The sequence below is a fragment of the Actinoplanes lutulentus genome, from assembly GCF_003259845.1.
Lineage (GTDB): Bacteria > Actinomycetota > Actinomycetes > Mycobacteriales > Micromonosporaceae > Actinoplanes > Actinoplanes lutulentus.
Map to the genome: position 1 here is coordinate 254,781 of NZ_QLMJ01000013.1, position 20,214 is coordinate 274,994.

The 20,214-nt window shown below is 69.4% G+C and carries 16 protein-coding genes; 11 read left to right on the plus strand and 5 right to left on the minus strand.

The window, feature by feature from the left end:
• Positions 1-44: 44 nt before the first annotated feature.
• A complete protein-coding gene (locus B0I29_RS26750) occupies positions 45-704 on the minus strand; it encodes a DUF305 domain-containing protein (RefSeq protein ID WP_111651830.1) in 660 nt (219 codons plus the stop codon).
• Positions 701-1,504, minus strand: coding sequence for a thioredoxin-like domain-containing protein (locus tag B0I29_RS26755; protein WP_111651831.1), 804 nt, complete (start codon positions 1,502-1,504; stop codon positions 701-703). The genes B0I29_RS26750 and B0I29_RS26755 overlap by 4 nt, the downstream gene beginning before the upstream one ends.
• Positions 1,505-1,590: 86 nt before the next feature.
• On the opposite strand from B0I29_RS26755, the gene argS reads away from it, so the two are divergent.
• The 5 genes from argS to thrC all read left to right on the plus strand — a co-directional run bounded on the left by argS (position 1,591) and on the right by thrC (position 7,425).
• On the plus strand, positions 1,591-3,249 hold the full coding sequence (gene argS / locus B0I29_RS26760) for an arginine--tRNA ligase (protein WP_111651832.1): 1,659 nt from the start codon (positions 1,591-1,593) through the stop codon (positions 3,247-3,249).
• Positions 3,250-3,251: 2 nt separating this feature from the next.
• Positions 3,252-4,637: a diaminopimelate decarboxylase gene (lysA, locus tag B0I29_RS26765; protein ID WP_111651833.1), complete on the plus strand. Its 1,386-nt coding sequence runs from the start codon at positions 3,252-3,254 to the stop codon at positions 4,635-4,637.
• Positions 4,634-5,932, plus strand: a complete 1,299-nt coding sequence (locus B0I29_RS26770; RefSeq protein WP_111651834.1) for a homoserine dehydrogenase — start codon at positions 4,634-4,636, stop codon at positions 5,930-5,932. Before lysA ends, B0I29_RS26770 begins: the two co-directional genes overlap by 4 nt.
• Positions 5,932-6,297, plus strand: a complete 366-nt coding sequence (locus tag B0I29_RS26775) for a VOC family protein (RefSeq protein WP_111651835.1) — start codon at positions 5,932-5,934, stop codon at positions 6,295-6,297. The genes B0I29_RS26770 and B0I29_RS26775 overlap by 1 nt, the downstream gene beginning before the upstream one ends.
• Before the next feature lie 78 nt (positions 6,298-6,375).
• On the plus strand, positions 6,376-7,425 hold the full coding sequence (thrC, locus tag B0I29_RS26780; protein ID WP_111651836.1) for a threonine synthase: 1,050 nt from the start codon (positions 6,376-6,378) through the stop codon (positions 7,423-7,425).
• Between the two features lie 918 nt (positions 7,426-8,343).
• Here the strand turns inward: thrC and B0I29_RS26785 are convergent.
• Complete coding sequence (locus B0I29_RS26785) at positions 8,344-8,913, minus strand: MarR family winged helix-turn-helix transcriptional regulator (RefSeq protein WP_245972751.1); 570 nt, start codon at positions 8,911-8,913, stop codon at positions 8,344-8,346.
• Positions 8,914-8,952: 39 nt separating this feature from the next.
• On the opposite strand from B0I29_RS26785, the gene B0I29_RS26790 reads away from it, so the two are divergent.
• From B0I29_RS26790 to B0I29_RS26810, 5 genes are all read left to right on the plus strand, one after another.
• Positions 8,953-12,192 carry an efflux RND transporter permease subunit gene (locus B0I29_RS26790; RefSeq protein ID WP_111651837.1) on the plus strand — a complete coding sequence of 1,080 codons (3,240 nt, stop codon included), beginning with the start codon at positions 8,953-8,955 and terminating at the stop codon, positions 12,190-12,192.
• A 68-nt stretch (positions 12,193-12,260) separates the two neighbouring features.
• Positions 12,261-13,502 (plus strand): MFS transporter, encoded by a 1,242-nt coding sequence (locus B0I29_RS26795; protein ID WP_111651838.1) that lies wholly within the window; start codon positions 12,261-12,263, stop codon positions 13,500-13,502.
• Positions 13,503-13,526: 24 nt separating this feature from the next.
• The gene (thrB, locus tag B0I29_RS26800) at positions 13,527-14,474 is read left to right on the plus strand and encodes a homoserine kinase (RefSeq protein ID WP_111651839.1); all 948 of its coding nucleotides are present in this window, start codon (positions 13,527-13,529) and stop codon (positions 14,472-14,474) included.
• A gap of 295 nt (positions 14,475-14,769) precedes the next feature.
• Complete coding sequence (gene rho / locus B0I29_RS26805) at positions 14,770-16,965, plus strand: transcription termination factor Rho (protein WP_111651840.1); 2,196 nt, start codon at positions 14,770-14,772, stop codon at positions 16,963-16,965.
• Between the two features lie 132 nt (positions 16,966-17,097).
• A complete protein-coding gene (locus B0I29_RS26810; protein ID WP_111651841.1) occupies positions 17,098-18,261 on the plus strand; it encodes a nitric oxide synthase oxygenase in 1,164 nt (387 codons plus the stop codon).
• Here B0I29_RS26810 and B0I29_RS26815 read toward each other — a convergent pair.
• Entirely contained in the window at positions 18,245-18,862 is a 618-nt protein-coding gene (locus B0I29_RS26815; protein WP_111651842.1) for an RNA ligase family protein, read from the minus strand. The two genes, B0I29_RS26810 and B0I29_RS26815, sit on opposite strands and share 17 nt — an antisense overlap.
• A gap of 1 nt (position 18,863) precedes the next feature.
• Entirely contained in the window at positions 18,864-19,760 is an 897-nt protein-coding gene (locus B0I29_RS26820; protein ID WP_111651843.1) for a phosphatase domain-containing protein, read from the minus strand.
• Between the two features lie 200 nt (positions 19,761-19,960).
• On the opposite strand from B0I29_RS26820, the gene rpmE reads away from it, so the two are divergent.
• Positions 19,961-20,185: a 50S ribosomal protein L31 gene (gene rpmE, locus B0I29_RS26825; protein ID WP_111651844.1), complete on the plus strand. Its 225-nt coding sequence runs from the start codon at positions 19,961-19,963 to the stop codon at positions 20,183-20,185.
• Positions 20,186-20,214 lie beyond the last annotated feature (29 nt).

Here is a 20,214-nt window from a genome sequence, read left to right on the forward strand (position 1 = left end):
GGCCCGCCGGAACCATTGCCAACCGGTTCCGGCGGTGTCGTTCGTCAGCTTGCCTGGGCCTTCTTGAGCAGGGAGTCGATCAGCTGGATCTCGCCCTGCTGGGCGGTGACCATGCTTTCCGCGAGCCAGTCGACGTCCTCGTTGTCGGAGAGGTCCATGGCCTCCTGGGCCATGTGGACGCCGCCGACGTGGTGGGCTCGCATCAGGGTGAGGAACTGGATGTCGAGGTTCTTGCCGGTGGCGGAGCGCAGCGCGGCCATCTGCTCGGGGGTGGCCATGCCGGGCATCAGGCCGTTGACGATCGCGCCGTCGGAGCCGGGGATCCAGGCCATCGGCTCGGCGGTGCCGGTGGGGGAGAGGTCCCAGTCGCGCAGCCAGGCCTGCATGTACCCGATCTGGCCCTGCTGCGTCGTGGCGATGTCGGCGGAGAGCGTGATGATGTCCGGGGTGTCCGAGCCGGTGTGGGCGATCATCGCCATCTCGACGGCCTGGGCGTGGTGCGTGGACATGTCGCGCAGGAAGCCGGCCTCGACCGAGTCGGTGCCCGGGGTACGCAGGCCGGGGACGACCAGGCCGGCGCCGAGGCCGAGGATCAGGCCGACCAGGAGGGTGGCGACCGCGACGTATCCGAAGGTGCGGGTGCCACCCGCCTCGGGCGCGTCCGTCGACGCGCCCGAAGCGGAGGGCTGGACTTCCGAGATCATCCGGTGGCGCCGGCCGAAGCCGCGGCGGCCGGGACCGGGTCGCTGGTCGTGTTGCCGCTGGAGCAGGCGGCGCCGGGCTCCATCGAGGCCTTCACCCGGGTGATCCGGATGAAGTCGTCGATGCGGCTGTCGTCGGCGCTGTCGACCTTGAGCTGGTAACCCCAGACCTGCACCGAGACGTTCTTGTCCAGGTTCGCGATCGGGGACATGAGGGTGTATTCCTTGCCCTCGACCTTCGCCTGGAGCTTCTCCACCTGGGCGGCGTCGAGGCCCTGCTTGTATGTCACCCAGACCGCGCCGTGCTCAAGGCTGTGCACCGCGTGCTCGTTGGCGATCGGCTCGGTGTAGACGTCGCCCATGCAGTTCTGCCAGGTGCTGTTGTGCGCGCCACCGACCGGCGGGTTCGTCACGTAGGTCTGCGGACCCTCCTTGTGGGTCCGGTCGTCGATCGCCGCGTTTTTCTGTGCGCGGTAGTCGACGACGCCATCGATCGCGGCGACCTGCTCCTCCCACGGCTTGCTGCCCTGGACGGAGGCGATGACACCCCAGCCGATGATGCCGGCGGCGACGAGGATCACGGCGCCGGTGACCGCGATGGGTCCCCAGTTACGGCCTCCACTGACCTTGACCGGGGTGACCGGCTTGCGGCCCTTGCCCTTGGCGCCGCCCTTGCCACCTGGGCGGTTCGCCGCGGGCCGGCTCGCGCCGGGCCCGCCCGCGGGGGGCTTGCCCTGGCCGGTCGTCTTGCCGACCTTGACAGTGGACGGGACCCGTTCGGGACCCGGCGTGCTCATGCTCATCGCGCCTCGTCGATTCGTATTAAGAGAAAGGGGCGGGGCTCGGGTGGCCGCCGAACGCCGAAGTCTACCCCCGATAGCATGGCCCAGTGACTCCCGCCAACCTTGCTGACACCGTTCTCTCAGCTGCTCGTGCCGTATTCGAGACGCGCGGTCTCGACACAGCGGCACTGCCCGCCACGACGACGGTGGAGCGGCCGCGTAACCCCGAGCACGGCGATTACGCCTCGACGATCGCCCTGCAGGTCGGCAAGAAAGCGGGTGTGGCGCCGCGCGAGCTGGCTGCCGCCCTCGCCGAGGAGCTGGGACGACGCCCCGGGATCAAGTCGGTGGAGATCGCCGGTCCGGGATTCCTGAACATCCGGCTGGACGCCGCCGCGGCCGGCGCGCTGGCCCGCGACATCGTTCTCGCCGGTTCAGCGTACGGAAAGACCGACCGGCTCACCGGTGAGCGGATCAACCTGGAGTTCGTCTCGGCGAACCCGACCGGTCCGGTGCACATCGGCGGGGTCCGGTGGGCGGCGGTCGGCGACGCGCTGTCCCGGCTGCTGCGTACGGCGGGCGCCGAGGTCGGCACCGAGTACTACTTCAACGACGCCGGCTCGCAGATCGACCGGTTCGCCCGGTCGCTGCTCGCCGCAGCGAAAGGTGAGCCCGCGCCGGAGGACGGCTATGGCGGCGGCTACATTTCGGAAATTGCGGCAAATGTCGTAAAGATCGAGCCCGGGGTTCTCCAAACAGACGACCCTCAGGAGATCTTCCGCCAAAAAGGCGTCGACCTGATGTTCGCCGAGATCAAGCAGTCGCTGACCGACTTCGGCGTGCACTTCGACACGTACTTCAACGAGAAGGACCTGCACGACCGGGGCGAGCTCCAGGAGGCGCTGGACCGGCTGCGCGAGCAGGGCCACATCTTCGAGAACGACGGCGCGACCTGGTTGCGGACCACCGAGTTCGGTGACGACAAGGACCGGGTGCTGCGCAAGTCCGACGGCGACTGGACGTACTTCGCCGCCGACTGCGCGTACTACCTGGACAAGCGCAAGCGCGGTTTCGACCGGGTCGTGATCATGCTGGGCGCCGATCACCACGGGTACATCGGCCGGATGAAGGCCATGTCGGCGTGCTTCGGCGACGATCCTGGCAAGAACCTGGAAATTCTGATCGGCCAGCTGGTGAGCCTGGTCCGGGACGGCGAGCCGGTCCGGATGAGCAAGCGGGCCGGCACGGTGGTGACCCTGGAGGACTTCGTCGAGGCGCTCGGCGTGGACGCCACCCGGTACGCCCTGGCCCGGTACTCCAGCGACTCCCCGATCGACATCGACATCGACCTGTGGACCAGCGCGAGCCGGGAGAACCCGGTCTACTACGTGCAGTACGTGGCGGCGCGCACCTTCAACGTGGCGATCAACGCGCGTGACAAGGGCGTCACCCGGGGCGAGCCGGACGACTTCAAGCCCGAGCTGCTCAGCCACGAGAAGGAGAACGACCTGCTCAAGGCGCTGAACGAGTACCCGGGCGTGGTGGCTCGCGCGGCCGAGCAGCGGGCGCCGCACCACGTGGCCCGTTACCTCGAAGAGGTCTCCGGCGCGTACCACCGGTTCTACGACAAGTGCCTGGTCAGCCCGAAGGGCGACGACCCGATCACGGAGACGCACCGCGCGCGGCTGTGGCTCAACGACGCCACCCGTACGGTGATCGCCAACGGGTTGTCCCTGCTCGGTGTCTCTGCCCCGGAGAGGATGTAAGCATGCGCGCACACGAGGCCGGGGCCCTGCACGGTGACCTCGGCAGCCGCGGGCCGGCCTGGCTGCGGACACCGCAGGACGTGAACGCTCTGGTGCCGCAGCTCTGGCCGCGCACGGTGTCGCGGTCGTCGAGCGGCGATCTCGAGGTCGGCGGGAAGAGCGTCGTCGAGCTGGCCGCCGACTACGGCACCCCGGCCTACCTCCTGGACGAGGACGACCTGCGGGCCCGCTGCCGGGACTTCCGGGACGCGTTCGCCGGCGCCGACGTCTTCTACGCCGGCAAGTCGTTCCTCTGCAAGGCGGTCGTGCGGATCGTCGAGGAGGAGGGCCTCTTCCTGGACGTCTGCTCCGGTGGCGAGCTGGCGGTGGCGCTGGCCGCGGGGTTCCCGCCCGAGCGGCTCGGCTTCCACGGCAACAACAAGTCGGTGTCCGAGCTGCAGCGGGCCCTGGACGCGGGCGTCGGCCGGATCATCGTCGACTCGTTCGACGAGATCTCCCGTCTGAGCGACCTCGCCGAGAAATCCGGCAAGCGGCCAACCGTGCTGATCCGCGTCACCGTGGGTGTCGAAGCACACACCCACGAGTTCATCGCGACCGCCCACGAGGACCAGAAGTTCGGCTTCTCGCTCTCCGGCGGGGCGGCGTTCGCGGCCGCCGCCCGGATCCTCGACGAGGACATCCTGGACCTGCGCGGCCTGCACTCGCACATCGGCTCGCAGATCTTCGACACGAGTGGGTTCGAGGTGTCCGCCCGCCGGATCCTGGAGCTGCAGGCGCAGATCCGGGACGCGCGCGGCGTCGAGCTGCCGGAGCTGGACCTCGGTGGTGGCTTCGGTATCGCGTACACCACGCAGGATCAGCCCTCCACTGCCGGTGACCTGGCGAAGCGGATTATCAAGATCGTCGAGTCGGAGTGTGAGCTCGCCTCGTTGCGCGTACCCAAGCTCTCGATCGAACCGGGACGGGCGATCGTAGGTCCGGCAGTTCTCACCCTGTACGAGGTGGGCACGGTCAAGGACGTCGACGGGATCCGGACCTACGTGAGCGTCGACGGCGGGATGAGCGACAACATCCGGACCGCGCTCTACGACGCTTCCTACTCGGCCACGATGGCGAACCGGAGCAGCGCGGCGGAGCCGATCCTCGCCCGCGTTGTGGGAAAACATTGTGAGTCCGGGGACATCGTCGTGAAGGATGAATTCCTGCCCGCCGACGTGCAGCCCGGAGATCTTCTCGCCGTGCCGGGCACCGGTGCTTACTGCCGGAGCATGGCGAGCAACTACAACCACGTTCCTCGGCCGCCCGTGGTGGCGGTGCGCGACGGCGCCGCCCGCGTCATCGTGCGGCGCGAGACCGAGGACGACCTGCTTGCATTGGATGTTGGATGAGCTCAGCAAAACCGATCCGCCTGGCCCTGCTCGGCTGCGGCACCGTCGGTACTGAAGTGGTCCGGCTGCTCCACGACCAGGCCGATGACCTCACCGCCCGGATCGGCGCTCCGCTGGAGCTGGTCGGCATCGCGGTGCGCCGGCCAGGCCGCCAGCGTGGCGACCTGCCGGTGGACCCGGAGCTCTTCACCACCGACGCGCTCGGCCTGATCAAGCGGGACGACGTCGACGTGGTGATCGAGGTCGTCGGTGGCATCGAGCCGGCCCGCACCTGGCTGACCGAGGCGCTGCGTGCCGGCAAGAGCGTCATCACGGCGAACAAGGCGCTGCTCGCCGAGGACGGCGGCGCGCTGCACGACGCCGCGGCCGAGGGCAACGCCGACCTCTACTACGAGGCCTCGGTGGCGGGCGCGATCCCGCTGCTGCGCCCGCTGCGCGAGTCGCTGCACGGCGACCGGGTCACTGCGGTGACGGGCATCGTGAACGGCACGACCAACTTCATCCTCTCCTCGATGGCCTCGACCGGCGCCGGCTTCAACGAGGCGCTGGAGGAGGCCACCGAGCTGGGTTACGCCGAGGCCGACCCGACCGCCGACGTGGAGGGCTTCGACGCCGCCGCGAAAGCCGCGATCCTCGCCTCGCTCGCGTTCCACACCCGGGTCACCGCGGCGGACGTGTTCCGTGAGGGAATGACCGGGGTGACGGCCGGTGACATGGCCAGCGCCAAGGAGATGGGCTGCACGATCAAGCTGCTCTGCATCGCGCAGCGCGGCGCGGACTCGGTGAGTGTCCGGGTCCACCCCGCGATGATCCCGCTGACCCACCCGCTCGCCGGTGTGGGCGACGCCTTCAACGCGGTCTTCGTGGAGACCGAGGCGGCCGGCCCGCTGATGTTCTACGGCCGGGGCGCCGGCGGACGTCCGACCGCGAGCGCGGTCCTCGGCGACATCGTCGCGGCGGCTCGCAACAAGCTGACCGGCACCCGCGCGCCGAGCGAGAGCAATTACGCCAAGCTCGCGGTACGCCCGATCGGCGAGTCCCTGACGAGGTACCACATCAGCCTCGACGTGGCCGAGCGTCCGGGCGTCCTGGCGAGCGTGGCCGGCGTCTTCGCCGATCACGAGGTCTCCATCGCCACGGTGCGGCAGTCCGGTCGTGAGGATGACGCGAAATTGGTCATTGTGACTCACAGTGCTCCGGACGCTGCTCTGGCGGCTACCGTCGAGGCGTTGTCGCGGCTGGACATCGTCCGGTCGATCGCCAGCGTGCTGCGCGTCGAGGGAGGGGCCGGCTAGTGCTCGACCACGTGGGATTCCAATGTGCCGACCTGCCGGCCAGCGCCGCGTTCTACGACGCGGTGCTGGCGCCCCTGGGCGGGCGGCGCCTGCAGGACCACAAGGTCGCCATCGGTTACGGCATCGACCACGCGGACTTCTGGATCAGCGAGTCCAGTGAGGGTGTCAACCGCGAGTCCCACATCGCGTTCGAGGCCGCCGACCGCAACGCGGTCGACGGCTTCTTCCAGGCGGCGGTCGCGGCCGGCGCCGAGGTGCTGCACGAGCCGGCGCTGCACCCGGAGTACCACGAGCACTACTACGGCGCATTCGTGCGCGACCCCGACGGCAACAACGTCGAGGCGGTCAGCCACCGTCCTGAATAATGGGCGGTCGGTCCCGAAGATCGGAATCCTGGGGCACGCTGTGCGCGGATCGTCCCAGCTTGTAGTGAGGAGTAGGCCATGTGGCGGGGCTTGATTGAGGCGTACCGGGACCGGCTGCCGGTCACCGACGCCACGCCGGTGGTCTCGTTGCACGAGGGGAACACCCCGCTCGTGCCCGCCCCGGTGCTCTCGCAGCGGGTCGGCGCCGACGTCTACCTCAAGGTCGAGGGCGCCAACCCGACCGGCTCGTTCAAGGACCGCGGCATGACGATGGCCGTCTCCAAGGCGGTCGAGGACGGCGCGAAGGCGATCATCTGCGCCTCCACCGGCAACACCAGCGCATCGGCCGCCGCCTATGCAGCTCGGGCCGGCATCACCTGCGCGGTCCTGGTCCCGCAGGGCAAGATCGCGCTCGGCAAGCTCGCGCAGGCCCTCGTGCACGGCGCCCGGCTGCTCCAGGTCGACGGCAACTTCGACGACTGCCTCGCGCTCGCGTCGAAACTCTCCCAGGACTACCCGGTCGCCCTGGTCAACTCGGTGAACATCTTCCGCCTGCACGGCCAGAAAACCGCGTCCTTCGAGATCGTCGAGGCCCTCGGCGACGCCCCCGACATCCACTGCCTCCCGGTCGGCAACGCCGGCAACATCTCGGCGTACTGGATGGGTTACCAGGAGGACAAGGCGGCCGGCAACAGCACGAGACTGCCGAAGATGTTCGGCTTCCAGGCCTCCGGATCCGCCCCGATCGTCAACGGCAAGGTCGTCGAGAACCCGTCGACCATCGCCACCGCGATCCGCATCGGCAACCCGGCCAGCTGGACCAAGGCCCTCGACGCCCGCGACGCATCCGGCGGCCTCATCTCCGCGGTGACCGACCGTGACATCCTCAACGCGTACCGCCTGCTGGCCCGCGAAGTCGGCGTCTTCGTCGAACTCGGCAGCGCCGCCAGCGTCGCCGGCCTCCTCCAGCAGTCTGCGGCAGGCAAAATCCCGGCGGGCTCCCGCGTCGTCTGCACGGTCACCGGCCACGGCCTCAAGGACCCGGAGTGGGCGATCTCCACCGCCCCGTCACCCACCGTGATCCCCAACGACGCCCTGATCGCCGCCAAATCGCTGGACCTCACCTGAGCGACGCTCACCCCAGGACTGCCGGTTCCGCTCCCTTTCCGGTACGCGTAACCGGCAGCCCCTCATAGCCCGAGCCGCCTGACGCCCCTCCCGCCGGCGCACCCCGCCGCCGGCCCCGGCACCCCCTCCCGGCCCCGGCCGGCCGTCCCGGTTCCGGCGCGCCCTCCCGGCCCCGGCGCCTCTCGCGGCCCCGGCGGCCGGCTACGGCACGAAGATCGCGCAGGCCCCCACATGCGTGTCGATTTCGGGTTCGCTACGCCCCCAAACTCGACACGCACCTCGCGATTCGCCCGCCCTGTGTCGATTTCGGGTTCGATACGCGCCCCAACTCGACACACACCGGGCGTGATGATCGCGGCGTGATGCCCTCGGCCCCCGCCAAGCGGACCGGCCCCGGCCGCTGGGCGACCTGGCCGTTGGGTGACCTGGCCGTTGGGTGACCTGGCCGTTGGGTGACCTGGCCGTTGGGTGACCTGGCCGCTGGGCGACCCGGCCGTTGGGTGACCTGGCCGTTGGGTGAGCCGTCCGCTGGGGGCGAGCCGTAGCCCAGATAGGTCATCCAGCCTCATGGCATGTCTGAGCTACGGCTCGCCCCGGCGTTGGGTGCTGCCCGCCCGGCGAATGCGTGCCCGCCTGGTCATAGCGCTTCGCCTGCCGCACCCGAATTCGACACGCTGCGGGTCAAGCGCCGCCGCGTGTCGAGTTCGGGTGCGGATTGGGCCTCAAGTCGACACGCTGCGGGTCAAACGCCGCCGTGTGTTGAGTTTGGGTGTGCGGCGAACCCCAAGTCGACACCCGGGAGGCGGCTCTGAGTGTGTGTTGGGTTCGGGTTTGGGGTGAATCTCGGGGCGGCACGTGTGGGGGCTTTGGGGCTGGGGGCTGAGCGTTGTGCTTTGTGCGTACCGAAGGAATTTGATCTCAGGGTGAGTGGGGCTCGGGCGGCTGGGTCGCGCAGGCTGTTGCCTCGCGGAGCAGCAGCTCCATGGCCTGGGAGACGACGGACAGCTCGTCGGCTGAGAGTCGGCTGAGAAGGTCGCGCTGTCGGGACACGCCTGCGGTGATGATGCCGTCGATGACCTCGGTGCCCGCTTTGGTGAGGCCGATCCGGCGGACTCGCCGGTCGTGCATGTCTTCCGTGCGCGTCACCAGGTCCTGCACCACCAGGCGGTCGACCATGCCGCTCAAGGCCGCGGCGCCGACGCCCAGCATGCGGGCGAGTTCTCCGCCGGAAACGGTGCCGTGGCGGGCCAGCAGGAGAAGGATCTTGAGCTGGGACATGGTCAGGTGCGTCGCGAACAGCGGATCTGACCGGTCATCGGCAAACACGTGCTGGAGCCGGATCTGCGCGCCCATGATGTCTGCGATGAGCTTCTCTTTCTCGCTCAGCGCCTGCTCCTTCGGTGACGTGCTGATGTCCGGGCCGGGTCCAGCTGATGTCGGACGGTACCAGCGGACCCCGGCGGAAAACCATTTGTTCGCGTCAGGCAAAATATCAGTATCGACCGAACTTATCTCGGGGGAGCGCCCATGTCAGCTCTGACACGGTTAAGCCTTGCCAACCGAGGCCTGGTCGCCCTGATCGCGATTGTGATCAGCGGCTTCGGCCTCTATGCGATCCCGTCCCTCAAGCAGCAGCTCTTCCCCTCGATCGAGCTGCCCGCCGCGTTCGTGAGCGCGGTGCTGCCCGGCGCCTCCCCGGAGGCCGTCGAGGAGCAGGTGACGAAGCCGATCGAGGACGCGGTCAAGGGCATCGACGGCATCGACAGCGTCACGTCGACCTCCCGCGAGAACGTGTCCAGCGTCGTCGTGCTCTTCGAGTTCGGCACGGACATCGAGTCGGCGGTCAACCAGGTCACCACCTCGATCAACCGGATTCAGGCGCAGCTGCCGGACGACGTCGACCCGCAGGTCTTCGCCGGCGGCACCGACGACATCCCGGCGATCGTGCTCGCGGCGACCGGTGGCAGCGACGAGAGTGACCTGCTCAGCAAGCTGAACGAGACCGTGGTGCCGGAGCTCAACGGCATCTCCGGTGTACGCGACGTGCAGGTCACCGGCGCTCGCGCCGAGCAGGTGGTGATCGCGCCGGACCTGGCGAAGATGGGTGCGGCCGGCGTCAACCCGGCTTCCCTGACGAGCGTGCTGCAGGCCAACGGCGCCTCCATCCCGGCCGGCGCCGTGGTCGAGGGCGACCAGTCGCTCACCGTGCAGGTCGGTACGCCGATCACCACGATCGATCAGCTGAAGGCCGTTTACCTGACCGGCGCCCGTGGCCCGGTGCGGCTCGGTGACGTGGCCTCGGTGGAGAGCAAGCTGCCCGCCGCCGAGTCGTACACCCGGACCGACGGGGTGAACAGCCTCGGCATCGCCGTCACGGCACGTCCGGACGGCAACCCGGTGGAGATCTCGCACGAGGTTCGCGACATGCTCGCCGACCTGGAAGCCGACTCCGGCGCGCAGCTGACCGTCATCACCGACCAGGCGCCGTACGTCGAGCGCTCGATCGAGAGCCTCACCACCGAGGGCCTGCTCGGCCTCGTGATGGCCGTGATCGTCATCCTGGTCTTCCTGCTCAGCGTCCGGTCCACTCTGGTCACCGCGGTCTCCATCCCGCTGTCCGTGCTGGTCGCGCTGATCGCCCTCTGGGTCGGCGACTACACGCTGAACCTGCTGACCCTCGGCGCGCTCACCATCGCGGTCGGCCGGGTGGTCGACGACTCGATCGTCGTGCTGGAGAACATCAAGAGACATCTTGAGTACGGCGAGGAGAAGACGCACGCCATCCTCGCGGCGGTCAAGGAGGTGTCCGGAGCGGTTGTCGCCTCGACGCTCACCACGGTGGCCGTCTTCGCCCCGATCGCCCTGGTCGGCGGCCTGGTCGGGCAGATCTTCTCGTCCTTCGCGATCACCGTGACGGTGGCCCTGCTGGCCTCGCTGTTCGTGGCGCTGACCGTCGTGCCGGTGCTGGCGTACTGGTTCCTGAAGCCGCCGGCCGCGGACGCCGACACCGAGGCGATCCGTAAGGCCGCCGAGGAGAAGGAGCTGCGCAGCCCGCTGCAGCGCGGTTACCTGCCGGTCATCCGGTTCGCGACGACCCGGCGCTGGACCACGGTCCTGATCGGCATCCTGGTGCTGTTCGGCACGTTCGGCCTGGCCACCCGCCTGGAGACGAACTTCCTCGACGACTCGGGGCAGGACAGCCTCACGATCAGCCAGGAGATGCCGGCCGGCACCAGCCTGGCGGCCACCGACGCGGCGGCCAAGAAGGTCGAGGCGATCCTGGCCGAGCGCGACGACGTGACCACGTACCAGGTCACCGTCGGCGGCAACTCGGCCAACCCGTTCGCGGGTGGCGGCGGCTCCGGCACCGCGACGTACAGCGTGGCCCTCGCCGAGGACGCCGACGGCGAGAAGATCACCGAGGAGCTGCGTACCGACTTCGCGGGTCTGACCGGCGCCGGTGAGATCAAGATCGGTCAGGAGAGCTCGGGCCTGGGCAGCAGCAGCCTCTCCGTCGAGGTGCAGTCCGGCGACAACGCGGTGCTCGCGACCGCCACCGAGCAGGTGCGTGCCGCGATGGCCGGCATCTCCGGTGTCACCGACGTGGACACCAGCCTCAAGACCAGCGTGCCGCGGCTCGACGTGGTGGTGGACCGCAAGGCCGCCGCCGACGCGGGTCTCACCGAGGCACAGATCGGCCAGAGCGTCGCCGGCCAGTTCCGGTCCGTTCCGGCCGGCTCGATCTCGGTCGACGGCGAGAGCCAGGACGTGGTCATCTCGTTCGGCAGCGCGCCGGCCGACCCGGCCGCGCTCAAGGCCCTGCCGCTGACCACCAGCAAGGGTGTCGTCCCGCTGGACCAGGTCGCCGACGTCAACCAGGTCGACGGCCCGGACCAGATCACCCGGGTCGACGGCAACCGCACCGCGACGGTCACCGGCACGGTCACCGGCTCGAACCTCAGCGCCGTGAACGCGGACCTGACCAAGAAGCTGGACGCGCTCGACCTGCCGCCGGGCGCCGATTACACGGTCGGTGGCGTCAGCGCCGACCAGCAGGAGGCGTTCGCGCAGCTCGGCCTGGCCGTGCTCGCCGCCATCGCGATCGTCTTCATCATCATGGTGGCGACGTTCCGCAGCATCCTGCAGCCGATCATCCTGCTGGTGTCGATCCCGTTCGCGGCGACCGGCGCGATCGGCCTGCTGCTGATCACCGGCACGCCGCTCGGTGTTCCGGCACTGATCGGTGTACTGATGCTGGTCGGCATCGTGGTCACCAACGCGATCGTGCTGATGGACCTGATCAACCACTACCGGGCGGCCGGCATGGGCGTCCAGGAAGCGGTGCTCGAAGGCGGCCGGCACCGTCTGCGGCCGATCCTGATGACGGCGATCGCGACCATCTTCGCGCTGATCCCGATGGCGCTCGGTCTCACCGGTGAGGGTGGCTTCATCTCGCAGCCGCTCGCCATCGTCGTGATCGGTGGTCTGGTCAGCTCCACGCTGCTGACGCTGGTGCTGGTGCCGGCGCTCTACACGCTGGTGGAGAACCGCAAGGAGAAGAGCCGGCAGAAGCGGGCGGCCAAGCGGGCCCGCAAGGCCGGCGTGGTCGAGGCGGACCCGGTGCCGGAGAACACCGCCGGCGACGACGAGACCGGCGCGAAAGAGCCGGTCACCAGCGGCAAGGCGGATTCGTCCGGTGCGCTGCGGGGTTACACCGACCAGTTCGAGGTGCTGAAGATGCCGCGCAAGCCCGGTGAGGCGAAGTAGCAGAACGGTGTGATTCGATGCCCGGCCACCCCACGGTGGCCGGGCATCGGTGCTTATAGGGTCGGACAGTGCCACAAGCCCTTTCGGTCCTTACCCGCAACCGTGACTTCCGGCGTCTCTTCTCGGCCGAGCTCGTGGTCTTCGGCGCGGACTGGTTCGTCATGGTCCCGTTGCTCGTCCTGCTGCCGGAGCTCACCGGCAGCGGTGTCTGGGGCGCGATGGTGCTCGCCGCCGACACCGGGATCAACGCACTGCTGCTGCCGTACACCGGCACGATCGCCGACCGGCTGGACCGGCGGAAGATCCTGATCGCGGCCAACTTCGCCTCGTTCCTCGCGGTGCTGGTGCTCTTCGCGGTACGCACACCGGCCACCGCCTGGCTCGCCATCGTCGCGGTCGGCGCGATGGCGGTGGCGAAGGCCTTCTACTCCCCGGCCGCCTCCGCCGCGCTGCCGAACGTCGTCGACCCGGACGATCTGGCGGCGGCCAACACGGTCGCCGGCTCCGCCTGGGGCACGATGACCGTGGTCGGCGCGTCTCTCGGTGGCGTGGTGAGCACCCTCTTCGGACCGTACGTCTGCTTTGCGGTGACCGCGGCCCTGCTCCTGGCCGGAACCGTGCTGACCAGCCTGATCCGCCGTCCGCTGCAAGCGCCGCGCAGCGGCGGCGAGCGGCCGCGGACGATGCGCGCGCTGGTCGAGGCGCTGCGGTATATCGGGGCGCGGCCGAGGCTCCGCGCGCTCGTCACGGTCAAGTCGGCGGTCGGGCTCGGCAACGGCGTGCTCACCGTCTTCCCGCTGATCGCGGTGGCGCACGGCGCGGGCGCGCTCGGCGCCGGGCTGCTCTTCGCCCTGCGCGGGGCCGGCGCGCTGGTCGGGCCGCTGCTGATGCGCCCGGTGCTGAACCGCCCCTCCTGGCTGCTGCCCGGCCTCGCGCTCTCGATGGGGCTGTACGGGATCGGTTACCTCGGCGTCGCGTTCAGCCCGTGGTTCCCGCTGGTGCTGGTGCTGGTCTTCGTGGCGCACTTCGCCGGCGGCACGAACTGGATCCTCTCCAACTACGCGCTGCAGAGTGAGGTGCCGGACGAGCTGCGCGGCCGGGTGTTCGCCACCGACATGATGCTGGCGACGCTGGCCATCGCGATCAGCCAGCTCGGCGCCGGCGCGGTCATCGACCACGTCGACCAGCGGTTCGTCCTGGCCGGGTGCGCGGCGATCACGCTGATCTACGCGATCGTCTGGCGGATCGCCACGCGCCGGCTCGCCGCGCCTCGACATTCGGGAATACCGGACCGGGACGCCTCGGTTTAAATGATCACGCCCTAGCATGTGGCGATGGGCCTGTCCTTCGTCTCTGAAACGGTCTCCGTCAGCACGCCGGCGACCAGCGCGAACCTCGGTCCCGGCTTCGACTCGCTGGGCCTCGCGCTCACGTTGCACGACGACCTCACCGCGCGCGTGACCGACTCGGGTTTCACCGTCGAGATCAGCGGTCAGGGCGCGGGCGAACTGCCGGTCGACGAATCGCATCTCGTCGTGCGGTCCATGCTCGCCACGTTCGACGAGCTGGGTGAGCGCCCGCCCGGCCTCGCGGTCAGCTGTGTCAACCGGATCCCGCAGGCGCGTGGCCTGGGTAGCTCCTCGGCGGCCATCGTCGGCGGTGTGCAACTCGCCCGTGGCCTGGTCAAGGGTGGTCTCGAGCTGCTCGACGACGCGGACGCGCTGCGGATCGCCGCGCGCATCGAAGGCCACCCGGACAACGTGGCGCCCTGTCTGCTCGGCGGATTCACCGTCGCGTGGACCGAGGGTGTGGCCGGCGCCCGCGCGGTGAGCCTCACTCCGGCGGCGAGCGTACGCCCGACGGTTTTCATCCCCGACGAGCGTGGGTACACAGCGACCGCCCGTGCCGCGTTGCCGGCCGAGGTGCCGCACGCCGACGGCGCGTTCAACGCGGGCCGGGCAGCGTTGCTGACTCATGCCCTCACGAGTGATCCGTCGCTGTTGTTCCCGGCGACCGAGGACCGGTTGCACCAGGGTTACCGGGGACCGGGAATGCCGGGGTCGGCGTCGCTCGTCGCGGCGCTCCGATCGATCGGAGTGGCCGCTGTGATCAGTGGCGCGGGACCGACAGTTCTGGCGTTGACCGAGGTCCCGGCCGATTTCCACCCGGGCTCGCACTGGCGCGGCGAAGTGCTGGGCGTGGATGACGCCGGTGCTCGTGTGAAAGGGGGTATGGTGGAACACGCCGAGCGGGGCCCTGTTGCCGCAGGTCGCACGAGTTGACTACGCTCAAGACCTAGCACAGCCGCGAAGCAAGCGATCTCTGCGGTTCGGCGCACCCCCGAGATTCTGGGCCGATGGCCTGTCTCAAACTCTCATCAAGGCATACGCCGGGCAGCAGTCGATAGATCGCTGCACTCGCCGAGACCTACCCGTCAAGCCCTGACGGGCAGGGACACCGGTCGAGCTGCCGTGCTGCACGAACTCCCGCGCCGCTGTTGCGAAGCGGGCTCCGAGGGCACCCGGCCCAGGCTGCAGTTCCGGGTGGACTCGGGTTTTTTCCGACGGAAGGAATCCATTGAGCGACACCACCGACGTGACGTCGGGTGTTTCTGACGTCGCTGACGGCGCCGGCACCACCGCGACCGCCACGAAGCGCCGCCGTGGCGGCACGGGGCTGTCCGCGATGCTGCTGCCCGAGTTGCAGAGCCTCGCCGCCTCCCTCGGCATCTCCGGCACCGCCCGGATGCGCAAGGGCGAGCTGATCGCCGCGATCACCGAGCGCCAGAGCGGTGCGTCGGCCGCGTCCGCCGAGCCGCCGCGTCCGCGTACCAACGGCTCCGAGGCCGTCGCACCGGCCCAGGCCGCTCCGGTCCAGGCCGCCCCGGCTCAGGCCGCTCCGGTCCAGGCCGCTCCGGTCGAGACCGCGCCGGTCCAGGCCGCTCCGGTCGAGAAGCCGAAGAACGCAGCAGCCCCGGTCGAGCAGGCCGTGGCACAGCCCGAGCAGGCGGCTCCGGCTGCCTCCGAGCGTCCGTCGCGGCGCAGCCGTGAGCGGGCCACCCGTGACACGACCCCCCGCGAGTCGGCGCCGGCTCCGGTCGAGGCTGCTCCGGTCGCCGTGGCGGCCGTGGCCACTCCCGTCGAGGCTCAGGCCGCACCAGCGCCCGCCGCCGAGACCACCGAGCGTGCCGAGCGGGGCGAGCGTCCCGAGCGGGGCGAGCGCAACCGCGACCGGCAGCGCAACCCCCGCGACGGCGAGCGCAACGAGCGCAACCCCCGCGACGGCGAGCGCAACCCGCGTGACGGTGAGCGCAATCCCCGCGATGGCGAGCGCAACCCGCGTGATGGCGAGCGCAATCCCCGCGACGGCGAGCGCGGTGAGCGCAACCCGCGTGACGGCGACCGCAACCAGCGCGACAACGACCGTGATCGCGCACCGCGTGCCGACCAGGGCCACGACGACGACAACGACGATTCCGAGGGTGGCCGCCGGAGCCGGCGTAGCCGGTTCCGTGACCGCCGCCGTGGTCGTGACCGTGACGAAGAGGCGGTGCCGGCCGGCGCCAGCGCCAGCAGCGGTCGTCAGCGTGACGGCGGCAGCCCTCGTGAGGGCCGCGAGCCGCACACCTCCGACGACGAGGTTCTCGTCCCGGTGGCCGGCATCCTCGACGTGCTGGACAACTACGCGTTCGTCCGGACCACCGGTTACCTCTCCGGCCCGAACGACGTGTACGTGTCGATGTCGCAGGTGAAGAAGTACGGCCTGCGCCGCGGTGACGCGGTGACCGGTGCGGTGCGCTCCACCCCGCGCGACACCGGTGACCAGCGCCGGGACAAGTACAACCCGCTGGTCCGTCTGGACACCATCAACGGGATGGAGCCGGACGAGGCTCGCCGTCGTCCCGAGTTCTACAAGCTCACCCCGCTCTACCCGCAGGAGCGCCTGCGGCTGGAGACCGAGCCGCACATCCTCACCACCCGGGTCATCGACCTCGTCATGCCGATCGGCAAGGGTCAGCGCGCGCTGATCGTCTCGCCGCCGAAGGCTGGTAAGACGATGGTGTTGCAGGCGATCGCGAACGCGATCACCCACAACAACCCCGAGTGCCACCTGATGGTCGTGCTCGTGGACGAGCGTCCCGAAGAGGTCACCGACATGCAGCGTTCGGTGAAGGGCGAGGTCGTCGCGGCCACGTTCGACCGTCCGCCGCAGGACCACACCACGGTCGCCGAGCTGGCGATCGAGCGGGCCAAGCGCCTCGTCGAGCTCGGACACGACGTCGTCGTGCTGCTCGACTCGGTGACCCGGCTCGGCCGGTCGTACAACCTGGCGGCGCCGGCTTCCGGCCGCATCATGTCGGGTGGTATCGATTCGACAGCGCTCTACCCGCCGAAGCGGTTCCTCGGCGCCGCGCGCAACATCGAGAACGGTGGCTCGCTCACCATTCTCGCGACCGCGCTCGTCGAGACCGGCTCGATGATGGACACGGTGATCTTCGAGGAGTTCAAGGGCACGGGTAACGCCGAGCTCAAGCTCGACCGCAAGATCGCGGACAAGCGGACCTTCCCGGCCGTGGACGTCTCCGCGTCCGGCACCCGTAAGGAAGAGATCCTGATGGGCAAGGAGGAGCTTGCGATCATCCACAAGCTCCGCAAGGTGCTCAGCTCGCTGGAGTCCGGCGCGGCTCTGGACCTCCTGCTGGACCGGCTCAAGCAGACCCGGACCAACATCGAGTTCCTGATGCAGATCGCCAAGTCGACACCAGGCGAGTAACCGAACAAATCAGGCGCGGCCTACCCAATCGGGTGGGCCGCGCCTCTTTTGTCGCACAAGTTGTCTGATTCGCCCCGCTAGGGGTCGTGCGAACCTCCGGTATCACATCCCTCGATAATCCGGAGGCGCTCGATGATCGTGCCCGGCTACCGGGACCACCCGGCCGAGCAATGGGATCCGAGTGCTCCCGTCGATCCTGGTGAGGCCGAGGACTTTCTACGCCGCTGCTACACCGAGAACCCGCGGCTCGGCCCGGTCGAGCCACGGCTGGCCATCGTCCGGGCGCAGGTCGCGGCCACCGGTAGTTACGTGCACACCACCGACGAGCTGGCGCACGGCGCCCGGATGGCCTGGCGCAACTCCAGCCGGTGCATCGGGCGGTTGTACTGGCGCAGCCTGATGGTGCTGGACCGGCGCCGGGCGCGGACCGCCGACGAGATCTACTCGTTGCTGGTGCAGCATCTCCAGTCGGCCGGCGAAGCCGCGATCCGCCCGGTGATCAGCATCTTCGCGCCGGCGCAGCCCGGGCAGCCGTTCGCCCGGGTCTGGAACGAGCAGCTGATCCGGTACGCCGGTTACCGTACCGAAGCAGGCAAAACGGTCGGGGACGCGCGGCAGCAAGGTCTCACCGACGTGGTCCGCGGTTTCGGCTGGCAGGGCAAGGGTGAGGCGTTCGACGTGCTCCCGCTCGTGATCGAGACGCCGGCCGAGGGCCTGCGCCTGTACGAGCTGCCGGAACGCGCGATCCGCGAGGTGCCGCTGACCCACCCCGAGTACGGCTGGTTCGCCGAGCTGGGGCTGCGCTGGCACGCCGTCCCGGCCATCTCCAACATGCGGCTCACCATCGGTGGCGTGCACTATCCGCTCGCGCCGTTCAACGGCTGGTACATGGGCACCGAGATCGGCGCGCGCAATCTGGCGGACGCCGATCGGTACGACATGATCCCGACGATCGCCGCCCGGATGGAGCTGGACACCAGCCGGGAGTCGACGCTCTGGCGGGACCGGGCGCTGGTCGAGCTGAACCGGGCCGTGCTGCACAGTTTCGAGCAGGCCGGCGTCAAGATGAGCGACCACCACACCGAGTCGCAGCGGTTCATGGCGCACCTGCGCAACGAGGAGAAAGCGGGCCGGCCGACGCCGGCGGACTGGTCGTGGATCGTGCCGCCGATGTCCGGTGGACTGACGCCAGTCTTCCACCGGTATTACGAGGAGATGGATCTGCGGCCGGCGTTCTATCTGGACGACGAGGCGGCGGACCGGGCGCAAGGCTGTCCCGTCAAGCGAACTCATTGAGAGCGAAGTCGTCGCGGTGCCGCCACGATGCCTCGGTACGCACGTGGCCGGCACGCACCCACTTGAGCACCTTGTGATCAAAATCGGACGCCGGTATTCGGCCGGCGGCACGGACCACGTAACCCTCGGAGCTCTTCTCGCTGCGCTGGCAGGACCAGGCGGCGCGGGCCTCGGAGATGCTGCCGCCGCGGTAGAGGACCGGGACGACCGGCAGCTCCAGGCGTTTCGCCCAGTCGACAGTGTCGTCCCAGCCGAGCAACGTGTTCGTCTCGTCCCAGATGCCGAAGACCAGGAAGACACCGGGCAGGTCGGCGTACGCGACGCTGCGGCGGGCCCACATGGACTCGCCGCAGACCCGCCAGTCGTCCGGTATCCGGTGCGCCGTCATGGCCCAGAGCGCTTTCGCCGGGCGGTCCCACGGCTGCGTCCCGGAGTCGAGCGATCGGGCGTACATGGTGTCGCGGGTGAAGGTGAGGTTCCCGCCGTCCATCTTCTCGGTTACCACGAGCTCGCCGTCCAGCCAGGACAAATCGTGCTGAACGCGGTCGTCAGATGTCGCACCCGGTGAGTCGGGCAGATGGAATGTTCTCGGGTACTTCACCCTAGAAATCCCCCTCTGCCACCTGGAAAACGGTCAGGCCCAGCGCCCGCCACATACGTACCACCTGCTGGCGGTCGTCGAAAACCCCGGTGATCCGCCAGCGGTCCCGGATCTCGTCGTCGAAGAACTCCCGCTTCACGATCGCGTCCTTGCGGCTGTCGCCTTCCGGGCGCATGAACAGCGCTTCGTACGGCACACCCACGAAGAGATCGAGCCACGCCTCGGTCTCGTCCCGGCACACCTCGTCGCGGCCCGAGCAGAAGACGATGGCGTGCCCGGCCGCGTGCATCGCCCGGACCGCGGTGATCACCGCCGGGTTGGGCGCGTCCTCGCCGACCCGATGCCAGTCGTACGGGCGGCGGCCGGTCATCAGCGCGACAGTGCCGTCGATGTCGACCAGGACCGCCTCCGGCAGTTCCGGATCGGGCCGGTAGACCACGCCGGGACCGCCGCGTTCCACCCACGGCACCGGCAGCGGCAGATTCTTGCCGGCCAGGTAGCGCTCGTGCATGCGGCGGATCCCGCCCTCGCCGACCCGCTCGCTCTCCGGCCGCCCGGCGTCGCGGCGCAGGCACTCGTCGAGCGGCACGTCGGTGAAGTCGTGCACCTCGAACGACGCCTCGAAGCGGGCGGCCATCTCGGCCCATCGGCGTACCGTCTCGGGTCGCAGGTTGGTGTCGTCGACGATGACGCTGCCGTGCGCCCGCAGCAGCGCCTCGACCGCCGCGCGCTGTGCCTGGCCGACCTGGTCCTCGGCGTGCTGGGTGTAGAGCCGCGCGCCGTGCAGCATCCGGCGCAGGTCGTCGCGGTTGACCCGGACCACGCCCGGTTGGAGTTTGCGCGCGAACGTGGTCTTGCCGGAGGCCGGCAGGCCTCGGGTGATGAGCAGTCGAGTCATGGTCGGATCCCTGGATCGGGGGCGGGAATTAGCCGGGGGGCGCTCACGTTAACGAGGACGTGTCCAGTTCCGCCGCCTGATTTCCGGAAGCTGACCGGGGCATGGCAGACTGGTACATCGGCCAGTAGAGGTTCCGGTTCACGCCTTTCCAGCAGGTGAGGCGACCCGGCGACCTGATCATCGAGAGGGACCGAGTAATCATGAAGAGCGGCATTCACCCCGAGTACACGACGACCGAGGTCGTCTGCTCCTGCGGCAGCACCTTCACCACCCGCAGCACCGCCAAGGGCGGCGAGATCCGCGTCGAGACCTGCAGCGCCTGCCACCCGTTCTACACCGGCAAGCAGCGCGTCCTCGACACCGCGGGCCGGGTCGCGAAGTTCCAGGCGAAGTACGCCAAGGTCACTGCCGCGAAGAAGAAGTAACTGCTTCAACGGCGCCCGTCCCGGTCTTC

Bases quoted from the DNA above. Each gene is read 5' to 3' on its own strand.
- B0I29_RS26750 (WP_111651830.1), bottom strand. From the start codon at position 704: ATGATCTCGGAAGTCCAGCCCTCCGCTTCGGGCGCGTCGACGGACGCG.
- B0I29_RS26755 (WP_111651831.1), bottom strand. From the start codon at position 1,504: ATGAGCATGAGCACGCCGGGTCCCGAACGGGTCCCGTCCACTGTCAAG.
- lysA (WP_111651833.1), top strand. From the start codon at position 3,252: ATGCGCGCACACGAGGCCGGGGCCCTGCACGGTGACCTCGGCAGCCGC.
- B0I29_RS26770 (WP_111651834.1), top strand. From the start codon at position 4,634: ATGAGCTCAGCAAAACCGATCCGCCTGGCCCTGCTCGGCTGCGGCACC.
- thrC (WP_111651836.1), top strand. From the start codon at position 6,376: ATGTGGCGGGGCTTGATTGAGGCGTACCGGGACCGGCTGCCGGTCACC.
- B0I29_RS26790 (WP_111651837.1), top strand. From the start codon at position 8,953: ATGTCAGCTCTGACACGGTTAAGCCTTGCCAACCGAGGCCTGGTCGCC.
- thrB (WP_111651839.1), top strand. From the start codon at position 13,527: ATGGGCCTGTCCTTCGTCTCTGAAACGGTCTCCGTCAGCACGCCGGCG.
- B0I29_RS26810 (WP_111651841.1), top strand. From the start codon at position 17,098: ATGATCGTGCCCGGCTACCGGGACCACCCGGCCGAGCAATGGGATCCG.
- B0I29_RS26820 (WP_111651843.1), bottom strand. From the start codon at position 19,760: ATGACTCGACTGCTCATCACCCGAGGCCTGCCGGCCTCCGGCAAGACC.
- rpmE (WP_111651844.1), top strand. From the start codon at position 19,961: ATGAAGAGCGGCATTCACCCCGAGTACACGACGACCGAGGTCGTCTGC.